Here is an 18,453-nt window from a genome sequence, read left to right as displayed (position 1 = left end):
AAACTTTTTGGACCTGCCATGCCTTGTTACGCGATTGAAGGGGTGATCCCCGTGATAGACCCCAGCGCCTACGTGCACCCCACGGCGGTGCTGATTGGTGATGTGCACATCGGGCCGAACTGCTACGTGGGCCCCAACGCCAGCCTGCGCGGGGATTTTGGCCGAATCGTGCTGGAAGCGGGCGCCAACGTGCAGGACAACTGCGTCATGCACGGCTTTCCGCAGCAGGACACGGTGGTCGAGGAAAACGGCCACATCGGCCATGGCGCGGTGTTGCACAGCTGTGTGGTGCGCCGCAATGCCCTGGTCGGCATGAATGCCGTGGTCATGGACGAGGCCGTGGTGGGCGAGGCCGCGGTGGTGGCCGCCTGCGCCTTTGTGCCCGCCGGCATGCAGGTGGCGCCCGCGACCCTGGTGGCCGGTGTGCCGGCCAAACTGGTACGCGCCCTGCGTGACGACGAGATGGCCTGGAAACTTGCCGGCACACAAACCTACCAGGACCTCACCCGGCGCTGCCTGGCCAGCCTGACAGAAGTGCAGCCACTGGCGGCCGCCGAGCCCAATCGCCCGCGGGTGCGCGCGCCGGATGTCAAGTCCCTGATTGCTTCCAAACGCGGTCAGGGTTCCTGATGCACTGAAGTCACTGCAGCCAATCCATGAAAATCTACAACTACTTTCGCAGCGGCACCTCCCACCGTCTGCGCATCGTGCTCAATCTCAAGGGCCTGGACTGGGACTATGTGGCGGTCGATTTGCGCGCCGAGGCGCACTTTGACGCCGCTTTCAAGGCGCTCAATCCGCAGGGCTTGGTGCCCACGCTGATCCACGGTGACCTGGTGCTGACCCAGTCGCCCGCCATCATCGAATGGCTGGAAGAGCGCTACCCGCAGCCGCCACTGCTGCCCACTGACCTGAATGATCGGGCCCGCGTGCGTGCCCTGGCGGCCATCGTGGGCTGCGACATTCACCCGCTCAACAACCGCCGCGTGCTGGAGTACCTGCGCCACACGCTGGGCTGCGACGAGGCCGCCGTGCTGGCCTGGTGCGCCACTTGGATCAGCGCGGGTTTTGAGGCGCTGGAGACCCTGCTGGCGGCTGACCCGAAGCGCGGCAACTTTTGCTTTGGTCAGGACCCGACCTTGGCCGACGCCTACTTGGTCGCGCAAGTCGAAAGCGCGCGGCGTTTCAAAGTCAGTCTCGCGCCCTACCCGCTGATTGCGGCCATCGACCAGGCCTGCAGCGCGCTACCGGCGTTTGCGCTCGCTGCCCCCAGGTCCCAGCCCGACGCTGCCTGATTTTATCGGGGGGTTTTGCTTCGTGTTATGGTGATGTGCCGCTTTAGGCTCAGCCTGTCTGGCTGCGAGCGCATCCACAATTTCTGCCACCTAACATGTCAGCCCCATGTCATTCCAAGCCCTGTACCAAAGCAAACGCGTCACCCCTGAAGACGCCATCGATCAATTGCGCAATGGCGACTTCATCGTCGTGCCCACCGGGGTTGGCGAACCGCCCACACTGCTGACGGCGCTCTCAGAGCAGCGCCGCCGCTTCCAGGACATCAAGGTGGCACAGATCCTGGCGGTGCGCAAGTTTGACTATTTCGACCCCGAGACTGTGGACCATGTGCGCCACATGGCGTTCTTCTTTGGCGGCGCGTCACGCGCCGGCGGACAAAAAGGCTCGGTCGATTTCATCCCCTGCAGTTTTTCCGACATCCCGGTCATGATCCAGCGCGGCCAGATTCCGGCGGATGTGGTTTTTTCCATGGCTTCGCCGATGGACGAGAAGGGCTTTTTCTCGCTCAGCCTGGGGCCCGACTACACCATGGCCGCCGTGGCGAAGGCGCGCGCCATCGTGCTGGAAGTTAACCCCAACGTGCCGTTTGCCTACGGCAATTGCCACGTTCATGTGTCACAGGTGAGCGCCTTGGTGGAGAGCAGCGAACCGGTGCTGGAAGTCGGCCTGCCAAAAATAGGCCCGGTGCAGCAGGCCATTGGCAAGTACGTGGCCGACATGATCGATGACGGCTCGACCCTGCAGATCGGTTATGGCGGCATTCCCGATGCGGTGGTGATGCAGCTCACCGCCAAGCACGACCTGGGGGTGCACACCGAGATGATCGGCGACGGCATTCTGACGCTGATCGAAAGCGGCGCCATCACCAACCGCAAAAAGAACTATCTGCCCGGCAAGATGGTCGCCACCTTCGCCCTCGGCTCCAAAAAGCTGTACCAATTCATGGAACGCAACCCGATGCTGGAGATGCACCCGGTGGACTTCACCAACGATCCCTACCTGGCCGCACAAAACGACAAACTGGTGTCGATCAATGCCACGCTGCAGATCGATTTGCTGGGCCAGTGCGGCTCGGAAAGCCTGGGTCCTTTGCCGTATTCGGGCAGCGGTGGTCAGGTGGACTTTGTGCGCGCCGCCAACCGCTCACGCGACGGCAAGTCCTTCATCGTGCTGCCCGCCACCGCCAAGGACGACACCCTGACGCGCATCGTGCCCACGCTGACACCGGGCACCCACGTCACCACCAGCAAGAATGACGTCAATTACGTCGTGACCGAGTTCGGCGTGGCGCAGTTGCGCGGCAAGTCAGCCAAACAACGCGCACAGGAATTGATTGCCATTGCCCACCCGGATTTCCGCGCCGAACTCACCGAGGGCGCGCGCCGCTTGAACCTGCTGTAAGGGCTCTTGAAGGGGTGACGCGCGATTTATACTCGACGCGAGTCTTTTCCTGAACCTATGAACGTCACACCCCAGTCCATGCATTTTGCCGCCGCCTTGCCTTTGCAAAGCGGCGCTTCGATTCGGGACTACGATCTCAGCTTCGAGACCTACGGCACACTCAACGCCGACCAATCCAACGCCGTGTTGATCTGCCACGCCCTCAACGCCTCGCACCATGTGGCCGGCACTTATGCGGGCCAGGACAAGTCCGAGGGCTGGTGGCACAACATGATCGGGCCGGGCAAGGCGCTTGACACCGAGCATTTTTTTGTCATTGGCGTCAACAACCTGGGCTCGTGTTTTGGTTCCACCGGCCCGATGCACGTTAACCCCGACAGCGGGCGCGTTTATGGCGCCGACTTTCCGGTGGTCACGGTCGAAGACTGGGTCAACGCGCAGGCCCGGCTGCTCGATGCCCTGGGCATCCAGACGCTGGCTGCCGTGATGGGCGGCAGTCTGGGCGGCATGCAGGCGCTGAGCTGGGCGCTACAGTACCCGGACCGGGTGCGCCACGCGGTGGTGATTGCCAGCGCGCCCAACCTGACGGCAGAAAACATTGCCTTCAACGAAGTGGCCCGGCGCGCCATCCAGACCGACCCCGACTTTCATGGCGGGAATTTTTATGCGCAGGGCACGGTGCCCAAGCGCGGCCTGCGCATTGCCCGCATGATCGGCCACATCACCTACCTCAGCGACGACGTGATGAACGAAAAGTTTGGCCGCCAGCTGATTGCCGGCAGCCAGAGCGAGCAGGACCGCAGTTTCTTTTACAGCACGCTGGAGGCCGAATTCCAGATCGAAAGTTACCTGCGTTACCAGGGAGACAAGTTTGCCGAGTACTTTGACGCCAACACCTACTTGCTGATCACCCGCGCGCTCGACTATTTTGACCCGGCACGCAAATTTGACGGCAACCTGAGCCAGGCGCTGGCACGGGCCACGTCCAAGTTCCTGCTGGTGAGCTTCACCACCGACTGGCGCTTTGCCCCCAAGCGCAGCCGCGAGATCGTCAAGGCGCTGCTCGACAACAAGCGCGACGTCAGCTACGCGGAAATCAACGCGCCGCACGGACACGACGCTTTTTTGCTCGACGATGCGCGCTACATGGGCGTCATTCGCTCCTATTTCAACAACGTGGTCAAACCCGCCGGGGGGGCCGCATGAGCGCCACCACAGTCGTCAACGCCACCCAGTTGGCCATTGCCGAGCTGGTGCCGTCGGGCTCGCGCGTGCTCGACCTGGGTTGCGGCAACGGTGCCATGCTGGCGCATTTGATTCAGGCGCGCGGCTGCAGTGGTTACGGCATCGAGATCGACGACGCCAATGTGCAAGCCTGCGTCAAGCGCGGCGTCAACGTGATCCAGCTCAACCTCGACGAAGGCCTGTCCACGTTCGAGGACGCCAGCTTTGACGTGGTGCTGCAAATCGACACCCTGCAACACCTGCGCAATGCCGAAGTGATGTTGCTGGAAACCGTGCGCGTGGGGCGCCTGGGCATTGTGGCCTTTCCCAATTTTGCCCACTGGCCAAACCGCATCAGCGTATTGGGCGGACGCATGCCAGTAACCAAACGCCTGCCCTACCAGTGGTTCGACACACCCAACATCCGCGTTGGCACCCACGCCGACCTGGGTGTGCTGGCCAGCCGCAACCGGCTGCTGGTGCAAGACAGCTTTGGCCTGCAGGACGGCAAGGTGGTGCGCCTGCTGCCCAACCTGTTGGCCGGCACCTCGGTGTACACGCTGTCCCGGTGAGTCCTGTTCTCCCGCTGCGTTGGCGCTGGTTGGTGTTGCTGTTGCTCAGTGGCATGCTGGGCGGCGTTTTACACGCCTTGCACTTTCCCGCCGGGGTGCTGCTGGGCTGCATGTTGACGGGTATTTTGCTGTCGTTGCAGTGGGGGCAGATGAACCTGCCCAAGCCCTTTTTCATGCTCGCGCAAGCGGTACTGGGCTGCCTGATGGCGCAAAGCATGCGCCCCCCGGCGCTCAGCAAGGTGCTGGCCGATTGGCCGCTGTTTCTGGGTATCAACCTGCTGGTGATCGGCGCTGGTGGTCTGCTGGGCTGGCTGCTGGTGCGGCGAAAAGTTTTACCCGGTACCACGGCGCTGTGGGGCATTGCGCCGGGCGCGGCCTCGGCCATGGTGCTGATGGCCGAAAGTTATGGCGCCGACGCGCGGCTGGTGGCCTTCATGCAGTACACCCGCGTCGTGCTGGTCACAGCCGTGGCGGCCGGGGTGGCACATCTGGCGATGGTGGTGACGGCCATACCTGCCACGCCAGCCGTGCCCGACCCAATCACGAACCTGCAGCATCTGTACCACTTGGGGGCCACCTTGCTGCTGATCCTTGCGGCAGCATTGGCGGCACAGCGCTGGCACATTCCAGCTGGCGGCTTGGTGCTGGCTTTGGTGGGCGGCACGGTTTTACAGGCGCTGGGCGTGCTGGTGATCGAGTTGCCCGCCGCCTTGCTGGTACTGGCCTACGCCGTGATCGGCTGGAGCGTGGGTTTGCGCTTCACACGTGACATCCTGCTGCACGCCTGGCAGGCCCTGCCCATGGTGTTGGCGGCCATTGCGGCCCTGATGGGCTTGGGCCTGGTGCTCGCGCTGTTGTTGGTGCTGCTGGCCGGCGTGGCACCGCTCACGGCCTACCTGGCCACCAGCCCGGGCGGTGCCGATTCGGTGGTGGTGATTGCCGCCACCAGCGCGGTCGACGCCAGCTTTGTCATGGCCATGCAACTGGTGCGGTTCTTGATGGTGCTGGTGCTGGGCCCCCGGGTGACCGCGTGGCTGGCGAAAAAGTGAGCAGTGCGGCACGTTGAAGCCGGATTGGCAGAGGTCTTAAACTTCAGCATCCATTCCAACCCCCTCACTCCATGCGCATTCTTTTGGCGGAAGACGAACCGGCACTGGCCACCTGGCTGGTACAGGCGCTGCAACAGAGCCGGTTCCAGGTCGACTGGGTCAATGACGGCCGGCTGGTGCGCCAAAGCCTCAAGTCCACCCGTTACGACGCGCTGATCCTTGACCTGGGCTTGCCCGGGCGCGACGGCCATGACGTGCTGGCCGACTTGCGCGATGCCGACCAACGCCTGCCGGTGTTGATTCTGACGGCGCGCGATTCGCTCATCGAGCGCGTCAGCACCCTGCGCGAAGGCGCTGACGACTTTCTGGCCAAGCCGTTTGAGCTGGCCGAACTCGAAGCCCGCCTGCTGGCGCTGATCCGCCGCTCGCGTGGCAGCGATCACCCACGATTCGCCTGCGGACCGCTGGTGTATGACCCGGTCAGCCAGCAGTTGCTGCTCAAGCATGTGCCCATGACCCTGACCCCGCGCGAGCACGCGGCGCTGTGTGCTTTGGTGCAGCACAGCGGCGAACCTTTGTCCAAGCGCGACCTGATGGAACGCGTGTTTTCCGACGAGGTGGACGTGCAGCCCGAAGCCATCGAGGTGCTGGTGCACCGGCTGCGCAAGCGCCTGGACAACACGCCGCTGCGCATCACCACGCTGCGCGGCCTGGGCTACGTGCTGGAAAGCGACTGATGCTGGCCGCCCTGCACCGGCTGAGCCTGCGCCGCACGCTGCTGCTGGTGCTGCTGCCGGGCATGCTGCTGGTGATGGGGCTGGAAATTGTGGTGAGCTGGCGCACCGCTTTGGGGGCGGCCAATGCCGCCTACGACCGCTCGCTGTTGGGCGCCATCAAGTCGCTCGATGCCAACATCTCCACCGCCAGTGGCGGCTTGTCGGTGGAGCTGCCCTACCGGTTGCTGGAGTTTTTTGAACTGACCGCCAACGGCCGGGTGTTTTACCGGGTGGCCAGCGGCGACGGGCTGGTTGAAATTGGCAACGCCGACCTGCCCGCGCCACCCCGGCCGCTGGTCAACGGCCAGCCGCAATTCAGCGATGCCCTGTACTACGGCGAACCCATCCGGCTGGGCTCTTACGCCCGGGCGCTGGACCAGCCGCTGTCGGGCGGCTCCAACTCAAGCCAGGTCGTGATCCAGATTGGTGAAACCCTGGAAAGTCGCCAGGACTTCACCCGCCGCCTGGTGATGGAGACGCTGGCGCGTGACGTGTTGCTGCTGCTGGCTGGTGTGGCACTGCTGGTGGCTGCGGTGAATTGGTCGCTGCGCCCGCTGCAGCGCCTGCGCCAGGACGTCTTGCAGCGCGACCCGCAGGACCTGACGCCGCTGGCCAGCCACAACATCGCCGATGACGTGCAGCCGCTGGTCGAAGCCATCAACCACCATGTGATGCGTTACCGCGACGCCATGGAGGCGCGCCGCATGTTCATGGACGACGCCTCGCACCAGTTGCGCACGCCTTTGACCACGCTGGCCACGCAGGTCGGTTTTGCGCTGCGTGAACCCGACCCGGCACTGATGAAACAGGCGCTGCTCGCGATCAAATTGCAGGTTGAGGAAACGGTGCGGCAAACCAATCAAATGCTGTCGCTGGCGCGCGCTGACACCACCGAGTGGCACATGGCGCCCTGCGACCTGGTGGCGCTGGCGCAAGAGGTCACGCGTGCCGCCTGGCCGCAAGCTCGGCAAAAGCAGATTGACCTGGGTTTTGAGCCCTTGAATGAAGCGCACGCCGAGGTGAACGCGCACGCCGGCTTGCTCAAGGAAGCGCTGGTCAATGTGCTGCACAACGCCTTGCACCACACGCCAGTGGGGGCCAAGGTGACGGTGCAAGCCGGTATCGAACCTGTGAATTCTGCTACCGGAGGCGCCCGGCAAGCGGTGCTCCGCGTGATCGACAACGGCCCCGGCATGTCGCCCGAAGAACTGGCGCACGCCGGCGAACGCTTTTACCGGGGCAGCAGCCAGGTCAACGGCTCCGGCCTGGGCCTGGCCATTGCCAAAGCCATTGCCCAACGGCATGGTGGCGCTTTGAACCTGCACGCCACCAGCGCAGACCCGACTCGCCCGGGCCTCACGGTGACCCTGCGGTGGCCGGCGATTTTTCAAGTCGCTTCTGAAGACCCTGCTGCCCACGCCCCGCTTTGACCTTGCGCTGATCCTTGCTCTTGCGCACACCGAATGACAGACTGTCAACGTGCCACGGCCTTTGCCCAGCGCCGGGTCATCTCGGGGGTATTGAAGCAAGTCGTGAATTCGCCCGCGCTGTACACCGCGCGATCAAGCAATTGAATATCTGCCTCATGTTGCCGGGCCACATGCGGATCTTCAAAAAAGATGACTTTCTGGCACCGTTTGTCCAGCACCAGTTCGGCAATCTGGGCGTCCCCGCCCAAGGGACCACTCTGGTAGCAAGTGACCCACGCTTGTGCTGCCGGCCAGCCTTTTGACCAGGCTATGGCGTTGAGTTGGCTACCCGTCGTGCCGGTGGCGACGCGACCCGCGAAACGTGACAGCAACTCGAAGTGCTCAGCAGCAAATGCCATCATCTCGGCCTTGCGCGCATCGTGGGCGATCAAGGCCACCACCTGGGATTCCAGTGCCTGGAATTGTTGCGCCAAGGGTAACGCGCGGGCAATAAGCCCGGCTGAGGCCATCTCCACCGCCACCCATTCGATGGCGCCGGCCAGCGTCGCCACAAAAGGCTTGCCGTGAATGACACATTGGCGCTTGAGCGCCTGGGTCTCGGGATACATGGAGGTCGGATTGACCGGGTCGATAAAGAAAAAAACCCCATCGATGGCCGAATCTGGCGTCAACCCACCCGCCGCGCGAGACACAAGGCGCATCAAACCACCGTCGCGTCCATGCCCCACCGAGGCCAGTTGATCACGCAGTAAACGGTTGATCACCAGCGTGTCATGCGCACCGCCCGTGGCGTGTAATTGAAGTGCCAGCGTCTGCAAGTCGGCCTCGCACAGCCGGGCCCAGCGCAACAGCGTGCAGTCCGGTCCAAGACGGTGATGACGATGGGCAACAAGTCCAAAATTCATGGTGATCTCCAATGCGTTATCGACAATGTATCTCCAATTCCTCGATGCCCAGGATGTCGCACTACTTAAGGGTTTTCCCTAGTTTTTCAGACCCTGCACTGAAAGCTGGCTGACAGCCGCTTTTCTCTACAGTCACCCCCATGTCGCGGCCGCCGCACGGTGGTCGACGGCATTTTCAACACATTTACAGGAGATTTCTCATGCGTCTGCATCACGTTTCTTTGGCCGCTGTGGCCTGTGCCGGTTTGCTGAGCTTGTCCGCACTGGCAGGCCCCTTGGACAAGACCGAATGTATTGCCCCGGCCAAGCCGGGCGGCGGCTTCGATTTGACCTGCAAGCTGGCACAGACCGCCTTGCTGGAAGGCAAGTACGTGGTCGACCCGATGCGCGTGAGCTACATGCCCGGCGGCATTGGCGCCGTGGCCTACAACGCCGTCGTGGCGCAGCGCCCGGATGAAAACAACACCATCGTGGCGTTTTCGGGCGGGTCGCTGTTGAACCTGGCGCAAGGCAAGTTCGGCCGCTACAACGAAAACGATGTGCGCTGGCTGGCCGCTGTGGGCAGTGACTTTGGTGCCGTGATCGTGGCGGAGAACTCCCCCTTCAAGTCGATCAAGGACCTGGTGGCCGCCATCAAGGCCGACCCGAGCAAAGTCGTGTTTGGTGCCGGCGGCAGCGTCGGCAGCCAGGACTGGATGAAAGCGGCATTGACTGCGCGCGCCGCCGGACTCGACCCCAAGGCCATGCGTTTTGTCGCCTTTGAAGGCGGTGGCGAAGCCATCACCGCGCTGCAGGGTGGCCACGTGCAGGTGTACTCGGGCGATGCCGCTGAAGCCGAAGAGCAGATCAAGGCCGGCTCCAAGATCCGCGTGCTGGCGATCCTGGCCGACAAGCGCCAGGAAGGTTCGCTGTCCGGCGTGCCCACCATGAAGGAGCAGGGTTATGACGTGCAGTGGCCGATCATTCGCGGCTTCTTCATGGGCCCCAAGGTCAGCGATGCCGACTTCAAGGTCTGGAGCGACACCTTTGCCAAGATGATGGCCACACCGGCCTACGACAAATTGCGCGCCGAGCGCGGCATGTTCAAGTTCGCCATGACCGGCAAGGAACTGGATGCCTTCATCAAGGACCGCATGGTGGCCTACCGCCAGCTGGCCAAAGACTTCAACCTCAAGGTTGCACAGTAAGTTAATTGAGCCGAATCCACTGCTGGCGCTGACAAAAAAAGCGCCAGCAGCTATTTTTTGAGGGGACATCATGGGTGATCGCATCTTGGGCGCGATCTGCCTGGTCATGGCTGCGGCCATGGCTTGGGCAGCGCACGGCTATGCCGCCGAAATTTCTTATGAACCGGTCGGGCCGCGCGCCTTCCCGACGCTGCTCGCCGCCATTCTGGGGCTGGTGGGCGCATGGCTTTTGGTCAAGCGCCAGGCCCATGCTGTGGCCTCAAACACCCCGGTGCTGGCAGCCACCTCGCCACTGGACTGGAAAGCGGTAGCCTTGTGCGCTGCCGCTGTGATGGTGTACGGCGCACTGTTCCGCACACTGGGTTTCTGGCTGGCGACCACGCTGATGGCGGTGCCGGTGGGCATGGCCTTTGGTGGCACCCTGAAGAAGAGCCTGGTCGGTGGCCTGGTGATGGGTCTGGGGTTTTATGTGCTGTTTGACAAGCTGCTGGATGTGATTTTGCCCACTGGGGTGCTGTCGTTTTTACTGGGAGGGCGTTGATGGATACCTTGCTACATCTGGCGGAAGGTTTTGGCGTCGCCCTGATGCCGATCAACCTGCTGGTGGCTGCCCTGGGTGCGCTGATAGGCACCATTGTCGGCATGCTGCCCGGCCTGGGCCCGATCAATGGCGTGGCGCTGTTGATGCCGCTGGCTTTTGCCTTGAAGCTACCGGCCGAGACCGCATTGATCCTGCTCACGGCGGTTTATATCGGCTGTGAATTTGGCGGCCGAATTTCTTCCATTTTGCTCAATGTGCCGGGGGACGCGGGCGCCATCATGACCGCCATCGACGGCCACCCCATGGCCGCCAAGGGTCAGGGCGGCGTGGCACTGTCAATTTCGGCCTGGAGCTCGTTCATCGGCTCGACCATTGCCACCATCGGCATCGTCTTGTTCGCGCCGCTGCTGGCGCGCTGGGCGCTGGCCTTCGGCCCGGCGGAATACTTTGCGCTGATGTGTTTTGCCTTTGCCTGCATCACCGGGCTGATGGGCAACCAGCCCCTGAAAGCCGTGCTGGCCGCGGCCATTGGCCTGTCGCTGTCCACTGTGGGGCTGGACTCCAATTCAGGGGTCTACCGCTTTACCGGCGACAACGTGCACTTGAGCGACGGCATCCAGTTCATCGTGGTGGTGATTGGCCTGTTTTCGGTCAGCGAAATTTTGCTGATGCTGGAGCACCAGGCCAATGCCAGTGGACTGATTCGTGTCACCGGGCGCAACCTGTTCAACCTGAAAGAAATGGCGCTGACCTGGTGGTGCACTGTGCGCTCGGCGCTGATCGGTTTTGTGGTGGGCGTGCTGCCCGGTGCCGGCGCAACCATCGCCAGCGCCATGGCCTACACCGTGGAAAAACGCATGAGCGACAAGGACGGCACCTTTGGCAAGGGCGACATCCGTGGCGTCTGCGCGCCCGAGGCGGCCAACAATGCCTCGGCCAACGGCTCGTTCATTCCCATGCTGACACTCGGTGTGCCGGGCTCGGGCACCACGGCGGTGATGGTGGGGGCGCTGTCGCTCTACAACATCACGCCGGGGCCGGCGCTGTTCACCCAGCAGCCGGCGCTGGTGTGGGGCCTGATTGCGTCCATGTTCATCGGCAACATCCTGCTGCTGCTCATCAACATCCCGCTGGTGGGCCTGTTCACCCGCATTTTGCTGGTACCCAACTGGCTGCTGGTGCCGGGCATTCTGGCCATCAGCGCAGTCGGCGTGTATTCGGTGCACGCCACCACGTTTGACTTGATGCTGATGGGCGGCCTGGGCATTGCCGGCTATTTGCTGCGCAAGACCGGCGTGCCCATGGCGCCGCTGATTCTGGGTTTTGTGTTGGGTGACTTGATGGAGCAAAACCTGCGCCGCGCCTTGTCCATCACCAATGGCGAGCTGGGCATTCTGATGGAAAGCGCGATTTCCAGAGGCTTGTGGATCGGCGTGGTGGCGATGCTGCTGGTGCCGCCGCTCTACCGCCGCTGGAGTCAGTTGAAGGCTAGTCGCTGATCAGCAACGCCGCCGCGGCCGCAATGGCCGCGGTCTCGGAGCGCAGCACGCGCGGCCCCAGCGTCACCGGGGCAAAGCCCTGGGCCAGCGCGGCGTCTTCTTCCGCAAGACTCAAGCCGCCTTCGGGGCCAGACAGGAAAGTGATGTCGGTCGCCGTAGTCCGGGTCGCTGCGCGCAGCCCCACCGACTCGGGCCGCAAGGACAGCAACAGACGCGGTGACTGCGCCGCATCCAAAAGGGTCTGCGCCTTGAGCCACTGCGCCAGCGTCATCACCGCGTGCACGCGCGGCACCCGGTTGCCGCCGCACTGCTCGCAGGCCGCCACCGCCACACTTTGCCAGTGCGCCTGTTTCTTGTCGGCGCGCTCACCGCTCAGGCGCAACACGCTGCGTTCGGTCATCAGCGGCTGGATGCTGGCCACACCCAACTCAGACGCTTTTTCCACCAGCCAATCCATGCGCTCATTGGCCGGCATGCCCACCGCCAGGTGCACCTGCAGCGCGGCTTCGCGCTCCACCGCCGTGTGCGCACCGACCTGCACCTGCACGTGGTTGCGACCCATCTGGGTGACGGTCGCTTCAAATTCACCACCACTGCTGCCTGGCACCTCCGGCCCGCCATTGAACAGCGTGATGACATCACCAGGCTGCAGGCGCAACACCTGCACATGGCGCGCGGCGCTGGCGGGCAAGTCCAGCAGCTCGCCGGGGGTCAGGGGAGTGGGGCAGTAAAAACGGGGCATGACTATATTTTCTCAGGATCACCCGCCAAATCACCTGCGATCAGCCGGAACTGCTCCAGCGCTGCTTCCAGGTCGTCCACAATTTCTTGCGCGATCACGTCGGGCGGCGGCAGGTTGTCGCTGTCGGCCAGGCTGTCGTCCTTGAGCCAGAAGATGTCCAGACTGGCTTTATCCCGAGCGATCAGATCGGTATAGTCGTACACGCGCCAGCGGCCCTCGGGGCCGGTACTTTCGTCCGTTCGGCCTGAGCCTGTCGAAGGCTCGGCGCTCCAGGTAGCCTTGCGGTCATGCCGATTGGCCGGGTTGTACAGCCTGACAAACTCGTCCAGATGTTCGCGCCTGAGCGGGTTGGTCTTGAGCGTGAAGTGCTGGTTGGTGCGCAGGTCGTAAATCCAGAGCTTCTTGGTCCAGGGTGTTTCTGATGCGGGCTTGCGCTCAAAGAAGATCACATTGGCTTTCACGCCCTGCGCGTAAAACAGGCCGGTGGGCAAACGCAGCAGCGTATGCACATCGCACTCGTGCAACAGCTTCTTACGGATGGTCTCACCCGCGCCGCCTTCAAACAGCACGTTGTCAGGCAGCACCACGGCGGCACGGCCATACTGCTTGAGCAGAGTCTTGATGTGCTGCACAAAGTTGAGCTGCTTGTTGGACGTGGTGGCCCAGAAGTCGTCGCGCTCGATCACGTCTTTTTCGGTGCTTACTTTGCCCTCGGCCCCGGTGATCATGGTGCTGCTCTTCTTGCCAAAGGGCGGATTCGCCAACACCACGTCAAAGCGCTCGCCGGGGTCGGCAGCCAGAGCGTCCGCCACCACGATGGGCACCGACTTGTCAGAACCAATGCCGTGCAACATCATGTTCATGGCGGCCAGGCGCGCGGTGCTTTGCACGAGTTCGTAGCCGGTGAAGGCCTTTTCTTTCAGGTGCTTCTTCTGCTCACGCGTGAGGTTGGCGTTGTGCTCCGCCACATGGTTGTGCGCGGCAAACAAAAAGCCGCCGGTGCCACAGGCCGGGTCGCAAATGGTTTCACCCGGTTTGGGCGCAATGCAGTCCACCATGGCCTGAATCAAGGGGCGCGGCGTGAAGTACTGGCCGGCACCACTCTTGGTGTCTTGCGCGTTTTTTTCCAACAGGCCCTCGTAGGCGTCACCTTTCACATCCGCACCCATGGCCGACCAGTTTTCACCATCGATCAGGTCCACCACCAGACGACGCAGCTTGGCCGGGTCCTGGAACTTGTTTTGCGCCTTGCCGAAAATCAGGCCGATAGTGCCCTTTTCGGCCCCCAGCCGCTCCAGCGTGTGGCGGTAATGGTCAAACAGTTCGTCGCCGTCACGCTCCAACAATGACGGCCAGTCATACCCCTTGAGGATGGGGCTGGGTGAATCGCCGGCAAGGTTGAACGGCGGCTTGCTGCGCTCGTCGGCCATCTTGAGGAACAACAAATAAGTGAGCTGCTCCACATAGTCGCCGTAGCTCATGCCGTCGTCGCGCAGCACGTTGCAGTAGTTCCAGAGCTTCTGGACGATAGTGGCTGAGTTCATGGGTTCTTTCTTATAGCTTGAGGAACATGTCCATCGTCAGGATGAGGCAGCCACTGGCCTGCTTGAATTCGCCTGACAACACCAGCAAATCCTGGTCGCCAGAAACCAGCACTTGCGCCTTGCCAGCCACTGCAAGCTGCATGAATGGCATATCCAGAGGATCACGACACTCCGGCACCGCTGGTGGTGGCTGGGGAACACGTACCGTTTGGGCGTATGGCAGATAGTCTGCCAGCAACTCATCCTGGTCTGACTTTGACAGACGAAACTTGGGGTAGGCCAGCACGCGCACCAACTCCTGCGCGGTGGCAGTGCTGACCAAGGGCACAAAGGCACCCTGCTGCCAACCCAGCCGAAGTTGCCCCGCTTGGCCACCACCAAACACCAGCGCCGACAACACCACGTTGGTGTCCAGCACCACGCGTATCGGGCTGGTCATGGTTTGGTGACACGGTAAGGCGCGACAGGTTCTGCTGCCAACGCAGGCGCAGCCGCAGTCGCTCTGGCCCAATCGACGGCATTGGCAATATCAACTTCGGTTAAATCGAGCTCCGCCAACTTGGCCCGCACCGCATCGCCGCGCTGAATGCGCACTGGCGTCAGAATGATCTGCCCGGCCCGGGTTTCGACATCAAAATACTCGGCAGCGCCCACGGCTTGCATCACGCTCTTGGGCAATGTGAGCTGGTTTTTGGAAGTCATTTTGGCAAGCATGACTTTTCTCCGAAAGTAAGGAATTCTTACTTTAGCTGTTTTCCGCATTCCTGTCCAGACCCACGACTAAGGCGCAGCGCCTGGCGCAGCCCGCACCACATCACTTGGGGTAAGTAACCACTGCGCCCTGCACTTGCACAACGCCCTTGTTCTGCAGGGTCTGCACCATGGCTTCGGCGTCTGCCGCCGTGCTGTTCTTGTCCAGCATTGGCTTGAGCGCGTTCAGGAATGACTTCAGCTTGGTTGGCGCCTTGTCTCCCATCTTGGCCAGCCCCTTGGCAATACGAGCGATCAGCTTGGCGTCTGGCGTCGCGGCGAGTTTGGGATCGGGCTTGGGTACAACTACTTTCTTGGTCACGGCTTTTTTAACTGCAGGCGCTTTCTTGGCGGCGGGTGCCTTTTTGGCAGCAGCCACTTTGCCGGACGCCGCAGGCTTGGGTGAAGCTTGCTTTGCTACTGCCTTTTTCGCCACGGCTTTCTTGGCAACCGCCTTCTTGGCCACCACAGGCACGGCTGCTGGCGCAGCGGGTTTCAGTACGGCAGCCTTCTTGGCCACGGGCCCCTTGTAGCCAACGCGGCGGGCGCGAAACTTGAGCATGCGGGCGTGCGCCAGCATGGGGTCGTAACCACGGTCGTTGGCTACCACCACCAGCTCGGCGTCCGGGTGCTTGGCCGCCACATAGCCCAGGTAGAACGCCACATGGAAGTCCAGCGCATTAGGCCCCTGGCCCGAGCGCGGCACCAGAGTCACCCGCTCTTGGCTGGCAGCGAAAGCCTGCGCCTGCTTGGCCTGGTGCGGGCCATGGAACAACCACACATCGGTAAACCCTGGTGCCAGCTTGGCCAGCGCCTCCCAAGACGGCTGGACGTTTTCATAGTCCACCAATGCGTGCAGCTCTTTCATGCTCTTCCTCCCAGAAGAAATCGGGCTCTAGACCCCGTAGTTGTCTCGCTAAAAGCTACCAAAACAGAAGCAAACTTGAGGCCAGAGTTTGTGACCTCAAACCGCTAACACCGTGCGATACGACTGATCAGGCCGATTCGGCACATCCGGGAATCGCACAAACGCAGAACCAGCACCTGCATTTCTGCCGCCGGGAGCCTTGGTTTGAGTCGGGCGGGCTCTACCAATGACAGGAGTTCCGGCATCAAATGAGGGGAGTTCGCCACGGTATGAGGGGAGTCCCCGCCCAATTGAGGGGAGCTTTGGGGGGAGTCCACCTCCAAATGAGGGGAGTCGTCGGGCAATTGGGTGGAGTCCTCCGCCACGCGGTAGCTCGCCCAGCGCCGCTGGTTTTGCTGCGTCAACAGACCGTCACGCACCAGGTTTTGCAGCACGCCCGTGATGTCCTTGGAATGTTCCCCGGTGATTTCCTGCATGCGGCCATTGGTCACGCTGCCTTCCACCTGGGCCGTCACCACCGCTTGCACGGCCGTTTTGTCCAGCTTGGCGAACCGGTCGCCAAAACGCACGCGCAGCGCCTGGTCAACCTCATCGGGTATCAGGCTGACCATAGGCAGCACCAGCTTCACACGGTCGGGCTGTAACGATTCTTCCAGCCTGGGTGAGCGCCAATGCTGTGCGCTCCAGCCTGCCCGAATCTTGTCCGACAGGGACGCTTTGCGTTTAAACACGCAACCTGTTGATTTATATGTGCTTTTCAAAGATTAGCGCGACAAATCCGGTTTGCGTTTAAGCACTTTTGCAAACCCCATTAGGCCCAAAACGGCAAGTACCGCGCATAGCGGGTTGAGGTCGTTTCCGATTCATCGGCTTTGATCAAACCGGCCTCTTTTGCCGCGCCAATCACCTGAGACGTGACCACCGTTTTGTCCTCACCCAGCCCAAACCGTAGTCGCAGAGATTGGTTGGACATACGCTGATTGGTCACGTACATCAGACAGCAATGCTGGTAACAAGCGCGGACACGGTCGCCTTTGCTCATGTCGGCAAAGTCCTGATGCGCAAACAGCAGGGCCGTGGTACGCATTTCGCCCACCCGAAAGTCCGGTGCCGGGAGCTGATATATCTCGGCGGCATGAATCACTTTATCAACCCCGCTGCCCTTTTCTTCGCAAATACCCAATCTGCGCATGAGGTCGGCCAGCCGCTCGTTGCGCGAGCGATATTCGTCAATGAAGCGCTCCACTTTGATGGGTGGCGTGCCGGGGTTGGAAATTTCCACACGGTCTGAGTAAAGCTCAATCATTACTGATGCGCCAGATGCCAAAAAGTCCTGATGCACCAAGGCATTGGCAATCAACTCACGCAGTGCCTGCTTGGGGAACATCTTGACTTCTTCCCGCACCGCCTGCTCGACAAACTGATTTTGCGGTGCCGCCGAATGCACAAAGTCCACCAAGCTTCCAAACCCGACTGCGTAACCGCGCAACCCGGGCTTATCGTCCTTTGTGTTGAGCTTGTTGATGCCCTCGTAAATGATTACACGCGCTGCCTTGCGCGCCAACGCGGGTGAAAACGCATCCAGCCGTTTGGCCAACAAAATGGCCGCCATGTTGGAAATGGTCCACCCAGACTCACTGGGAAAGATCAGCGCCTCGGCCTGCAAGCGCGCCAACACGGCATCACGCGTCGTGGGATACGGCAACTTCAGCAATTCAAAGTAAGCTTGCGTGTCTAGCAAGGCTATGACGTCATCCGAGCTGGCGTCCACCTTGGCAGGCTGGACAAACCAGTCGGGCTGACCCTCGGCAAAAATACGTCGCAAGTAGTCTGGTGTCATCGGCACCAAATCTTCCCCAGCGCGCATCAGGTAGGCACCTTCAAAATCCAGCGGCTGACCAACGGGGCGGGTTGGCACCTCAAAAACCAAAACTCGGCCATCTGGATGCACCAGCTCTATTGCATCCACCCGAAGGCGCAACTTCTCAACAATGTAAGCCTTGATTTTGTTGAGGTCCGTCAGCGCAACAAAGGCTTGCGTGCCAACCACGCGACGTGGTGGCTTGTCGGATACGCCCAGCACAATATGCCCACCGCCTTCATTGGCCAGCGCCACACAGTAACGCAAGAGTTTGGTGGTGTCGTACTGCTGCTTGGCCTCTTTGAATTCAAGGCGCTCATGTTCGGCGGGAGCGACAAGCCAGCGGGCGAGGGTTGCAAGATCAATCATGGCAGGAATGAGAATATAAATTGGCCAGGCCGGTGGGCTCTTCGGCCACGCCCAAAACAATGGTGCCACCCTGGGTGTTGGCCATGGCGGAATAGGACTCCCAAAAGCTGCCGGGCATGCCACCGCGTGCCGATTTGAATTCGGTGTCGATGCCCTCGGTGCTGGACTGCAGGGCGGAGAAAAGGTCAAGCTGGCGCATGGAGTTTCCTTGGTGACTTCCTAGAAGCTTCGCGCGCCTTCACGAAAAATTGAGGATCTTGCTTTACCCGTTCAACAATCCAATCAACAAAAGCCTGACTGACCTTGCCCCTGGAATCCGTATCCCATAACCGAGATCATGAGTTGGCTTGCTTGGGCTGATTAGCAAGCCAGTTCTGTTCGAACTTCATCGGGCTGACATAGGCCAGCGTCGAATGCAGTCGAGTCCGGTTATACCAAA

20 protein-coding genes are annotated in these 18,453 nt (G+C 61.6%); 11 read left to right on the top strand and 9 right to left on the bottom strand.

Annotated features, from left to right (window positions below; translation table 11 throughout):
• Positions 1–18: 18 nt before the first annotated feature.
• The 8 genes from Q7U49_RS07860 (at position 19) to Q7U49_RS07825 (ending at position 7,748) form a co-directional block, all read left to right on the top strand.
• Positions 19–630: a phenylacetic acid degradation protein PaaY gene (locus tag Q7U49_RS07860; protein ID WP_304763637.1), complete on the top strand. Its 612-nt coding sequence runs from the start codon at positions 19–21 to the stop codon at positions 628–630.
• 26 nt (positions 631–656) lie between these two features.
• Positions 657–1,295, top strand: coding sequence for a maleylacetoacetate isomerase (maiA, locus tag Q7U49_RS07855; protein WP_304763636.1), 639 nt, complete (start codon positions 657–659; stop codon positions 1,293–1,295).
• A gap of 106 nt (positions 1,296–1,401) precedes the next feature.
• On the top strand, positions 1,402–2,697 hold the full coding sequence (locus Q7U49_RS07850; protein ID WP_304763635.1) for an acetyl-CoA hydrolase/transferase family protein: 1,296 nt from the start codon (positions 1,402–1,404) through the stop codon (positions 2,695–2,697).
• A 57-nt stretch (positions 2,698–2,754) separates the two neighbouring features.
• Complete coding sequence (locus Q7U49_RS07845) at positions 2,755–3,903, top strand: homoserine O-acetyltransferase (protein ID WP_304763634.1); 1,149 nt, start codon at positions 2,755–2,757, stop codon at positions 3,901–3,903.
• Positions 3,900–4,493, top strand: coding sequence for a methionine biosynthesis protein MetW (metW, locus tag Q7U49_RS07840; protein WP_304763633.1), 594 nt, complete (start codon positions 3,900–3,902; stop codon positions 4,491–4,493). The genes Q7U49_RS07845 and metW overlap by 4 nt, the downstream gene beginning before the upstream one ends.
• Positions 4,490–5,542, top strand: a complete 1,053-nt coding sequence (locus tag Q7U49_RS07835; protein WP_304763632.1) for an AbrB family transcriptional regulator — start codon at positions 4,490–4,492, stop codon at positions 5,540–5,542. Before metW ends, Q7U49_RS07835 begins: the two co-directional genes overlap by 4 nt.
• A gap of 71 nt (positions 5,543–5,613) precedes the next feature.
• A complete protein-coding gene (locus Q7U49_RS07830; RefSeq protein ID WP_304763631.1) occupies positions 5,614–6,279 on the top strand; it encodes a response regulator in 666 nt (221 codons plus the stop codon).
• The gene (locus Q7U49_RS07825) at positions 6,279–7,748 is read left to right on the top strand and encodes a sensor histidine kinase (RefSeq protein WP_304763630.1); all 1,470 of its coding nucleotides are present in this window, start codon (positions 6,279–6,281) and stop codon (positions 7,746–7,748) included. The genes Q7U49_RS07830 and Q7U49_RS07825 overlap by 1 nt, the downstream gene beginning before the upstream one ends.
• Positions 7,749–7,792: 44 nt before the next feature.
• Here the strand turns inward: Q7U49_RS07825 and Q7U49_RS07820 are convergent, their stop codons facing one another.
• Positions 7,793–8,653 (bottom strand): methylglyoxal synthase, encoded by an 861-nt coding sequence (locus Q7U49_RS07820; RefSeq protein WP_304763629.1) that lies wholly within the window; start codon positions 8,651–8,653, stop codon positions 7,793–7,795.
• 200 nt (positions 8,654–8,853) lie between these two features.
• On the opposite strand from Q7U49_RS07820, the gene Q7U49_RS07815 reads away from it, so the two are divergent.
• The 3 genes from Q7U49_RS07815 to Q7U49_RS07805 all read left to right on the top strand — a co-directional run bounded on the left by Q7U49_RS07815 (position 8,854) and on the right by Q7U49_RS07805 (position 11,880).
• Positions 8,854–9,840 carry a tripartite tricarboxylate transporter substrate binding protein gene (locus Q7U49_RS07815; RefSeq protein ID WP_304763628.1) on the top strand — a complete coding sequence of 329 codons (987 nt, stop codon included), beginning with the start codon at positions 8,854–8,856 and terminating at the stop codon, positions 9,838–9,840.
• 70 nt (positions 9,841–9,910) lie between these two features.
• Positions 9,911–10,381 (top strand): tripartite tricarboxylate transporter TctB family protein, encoded by a 471-nt coding sequence (locus tag Q7U49_RS07810; protein ID WP_304763627.1) that lies wholly within the window; start codon positions 9,911–9,913, stop codon positions 10,379–10,381.
• Entirely contained in the window at positions 10,378–11,880 is a 1,503-nt protein-coding gene (locus Q7U49_RS07805) for a tripartite tricarboxylate transporter permease (RefSeq protein ID WP_304763626.1), read from the top strand. Before Q7U49_RS07810 ends, Q7U49_RS07805 begins: the two co-directional genes overlap by 4 nt.
• Here the strand turns inward: Q7U49_RS07805 and Q7U49_RS07800 are convergent.
• From Q7U49_RS07800 to Q7U49_RS07765, 8 genes are all read right to left on the bottom strand, one after another.
• Entirely contained in the window at positions 11,870–12,622 is a 753-nt protein-coding gene (locus Q7U49_RS07800; protein ID WP_304763625.1) for a 16S rRNA (uracil(1498)-N(3))-methyltransferase, read from the bottom strand. The two genes, Q7U49_RS07805 and Q7U49_RS07800, sit on opposite strands and share 11 nt — an antisense overlap.
• A gap of 2 nt (positions 12,623–12,624) precedes the next feature.
• Positions 12,625–14,166 (bottom strand): class I SAM-dependent DNA methyltransferase, encoded by a 1,542-nt coding sequence (locus Q7U49_RS07795; protein WP_304763624.1) that lies wholly within the window; start codon positions 14,164–14,166, stop codon positions 12,625–12,627.
• Between the two features lie 10 nt (positions 14,167–14,176).
• Complete coding sequence (locus Q7U49_RS07790) at positions 14,177–14,605, bottom strand: putative toxin-antitoxin system toxin component, PIN family (RefSeq protein WP_304763623.1); 429 nt, start codon at positions 14,603–14,605, stop codon at positions 14,177–14,179.
• Positions 14,602–14,880 (bottom strand): AbrB/MazE/SpoVT family DNA-binding domain-containing protein, encoded by a 279-nt coding sequence (locus tag Q7U49_RS07785; RefSeq protein ID WP_304763622.1) that lies wholly within the window; start codon positions 14,878–14,880, stop codon positions 14,602–14,604. The genes Q7U49_RS07790 and Q7U49_RS07785 overlap by 4 nt, the downstream gene beginning before the upstream one ends.
• Before the next feature lie 100 nt (positions 14,881–14,980).
• On the bottom strand, positions 14,981–15,784 hold the full coding sequence (locus Q7U49_RS07780) for a PIN domain-containing protein (RefSeq protein ID WP_304763621.1): 804 nt from the start codon (positions 15,782–15,784) through the stop codon (positions 14,981–14,983).
• Between the two features lie 104 nt (positions 15,785–15,888).
• Entirely contained in the window at positions 15,889–16,515 is a 627-nt protein-coding gene (locus Q7U49_RS07775; RefSeq protein WP_304763620.1) for a hypothetical protein, read from the bottom strand.
• Between the two features lie 80 nt (positions 16,516–16,595).
• Positions 16,596–18,014, bottom strand: coding sequence for an ATP-binding protein (locus Q7U49_RS07770; RefSeq protein WP_304763619.1), 1,419 nt, complete (start codon positions 18,012–18,014; stop codon positions 16,596–16,598).
• Positions 18,007–18,213, bottom strand: coding sequence for a helix-turn-helix domain-containing protein (locus tag Q7U49_RS07765; RefSeq protein ID WP_304763618.1), 207 nt, complete (start codon positions 18,211–18,213; stop codon positions 18,007–18,009). Before Q7U49_RS07765 ends, Q7U49_RS07770 begins: the two co-directional genes overlap by 8 nt.
• Positions 18,214–18,453 lie beyond the last annotated feature (240 nt).

This window comes from Rhodoferax sp., assembly GCF_030653815.1.
Taxonomy (GTDB): Bacteria; Pseudomonadota; Gammaproteobacteria; order Burkholderiales; family Burkholderiaceae_C; genus Rhodoferax.
The sequence above is the reverse complement of the archived record's forward strand: the minus strand, read 5'-3'. Positions and strand labels throughout refer to the sequence as shown.

Bases quoted from the DNA above. Each gene is read 5' to 3' on its own strand.
- Q7U49_RS07860 (WP_304763637.1), top strand. From the start codon at position 19: ATGCCTTGTTACGCGATTGAAGGGGTGATCCCCGTGATAGACCCCAGC.
- maiA (WP_304763636.1), top strand. From the start codon at position 657: ATGAAAATCTACAACTACTTTCGCAGCGGCACCTCCCACCGTCTGCGC.
- Q7U49_RS07850 (WP_304763635.1), top strand. From the start codon at position 1,402: ATGTCATTCCAAGCCCTGTACCAAAGCAAACGCGTCACCCCTGAAGAC.
- Q7U49_RS07845 (WP_304763634.1), top strand. From the start codon at position 2,755: ATGAACGTCACACCCCAGTCCATGCATTTTGCCGCCGCCTTGCCTTTG.
- metW (WP_304763633.1), top strand. From the start codon at position 3,900: ATGAGCGCCACCACAGTCGTCAACGCCACCCAGTTGGCCATTGCCGAG.
- Q7U49_RS07830 (WP_304763631.1), top strand. From the start codon at position 5,614: ATGCGCATTCTTTTGGCGGAAGACGAACCGGCACTGGCCACCTGGCTG.
- Q7U49_RS07825 (WP_304763630.1), top strand. From the start codon at position 6,279: ATGCTGGCCGCCCTGCACCGGCTGAGCCTGCGCCGCACGCTGCTGCTG.
- Q7U49_RS07820 (WP_304763629.1), bottom strand. From the start codon at position 8,653: ATGAATTTTGGACTTGTTGCCCATCGTCATCACCGTCTTGGACCGGAC.
- Q7U49_RS07815 (WP_304763628.1), top strand. From the start codon at position 8,854: ATGCGTCTGCATCACGTTTCTTTGGCCGCTGTGGCCTGTGCCGGTTTG.
- Q7U49_RS07810 (WP_304763627.1), top strand. From the start codon at position 9,911: ATGGGTGATCGCATCTTGGGCGCGATCTGCCTGGTCATGGCTGCGGCC.
- Q7U49_RS07800 (WP_304763625.1), bottom strand. From the start codon at position 12,622: ATGCCCCGTTTTTACTGCCCCACTCCCCTGACCCCCGGCGAGCTGCTG.
- Q7U49_RS07795 (WP_304763624.1), bottom strand. From the start codon at position 14,166: ATGAACTCAGCCACTATCGTCCAGAAGCTCTGGAACTACTGCAACGTG.
- Q7U49_RS07790 (WP_304763623.1), bottom strand. From the start codon at position 14,605: ATGACCAGCCCGATACGCGTGGTGCTGGACACCAACGTGGTGTTGTCG.
- Q7U49_RS07785 (WP_304763622.1), bottom strand. From the start codon at position 14,880: ATGCTTGCCAAAATGACTTCCAAAAACCAGCTCACATTGCCCAAGAGC.
- Q7U49_RS07780 (WP_304763621.1), bottom strand. From the start codon at position 15,784: ATGAAAGAGCTGCACGCATTGGTGGACTATGAAAACGTCCAGCCGTCT.
- Q7U49_RS07770 (WP_304763619.1), bottom strand. From the start codon at position 18,014: ATGATTGATCTTGCAACCCTCGCCCGCTGGCTTGTCGCTCCCGCCGAA.
- Q7U49_RS07765 (WP_304763618.1), bottom strand. From the start codon at position 18,213: ATGCGCCAGCTTGACCTTTTCTCCGCCCTGCAGTCCAGCACCGAGGGC.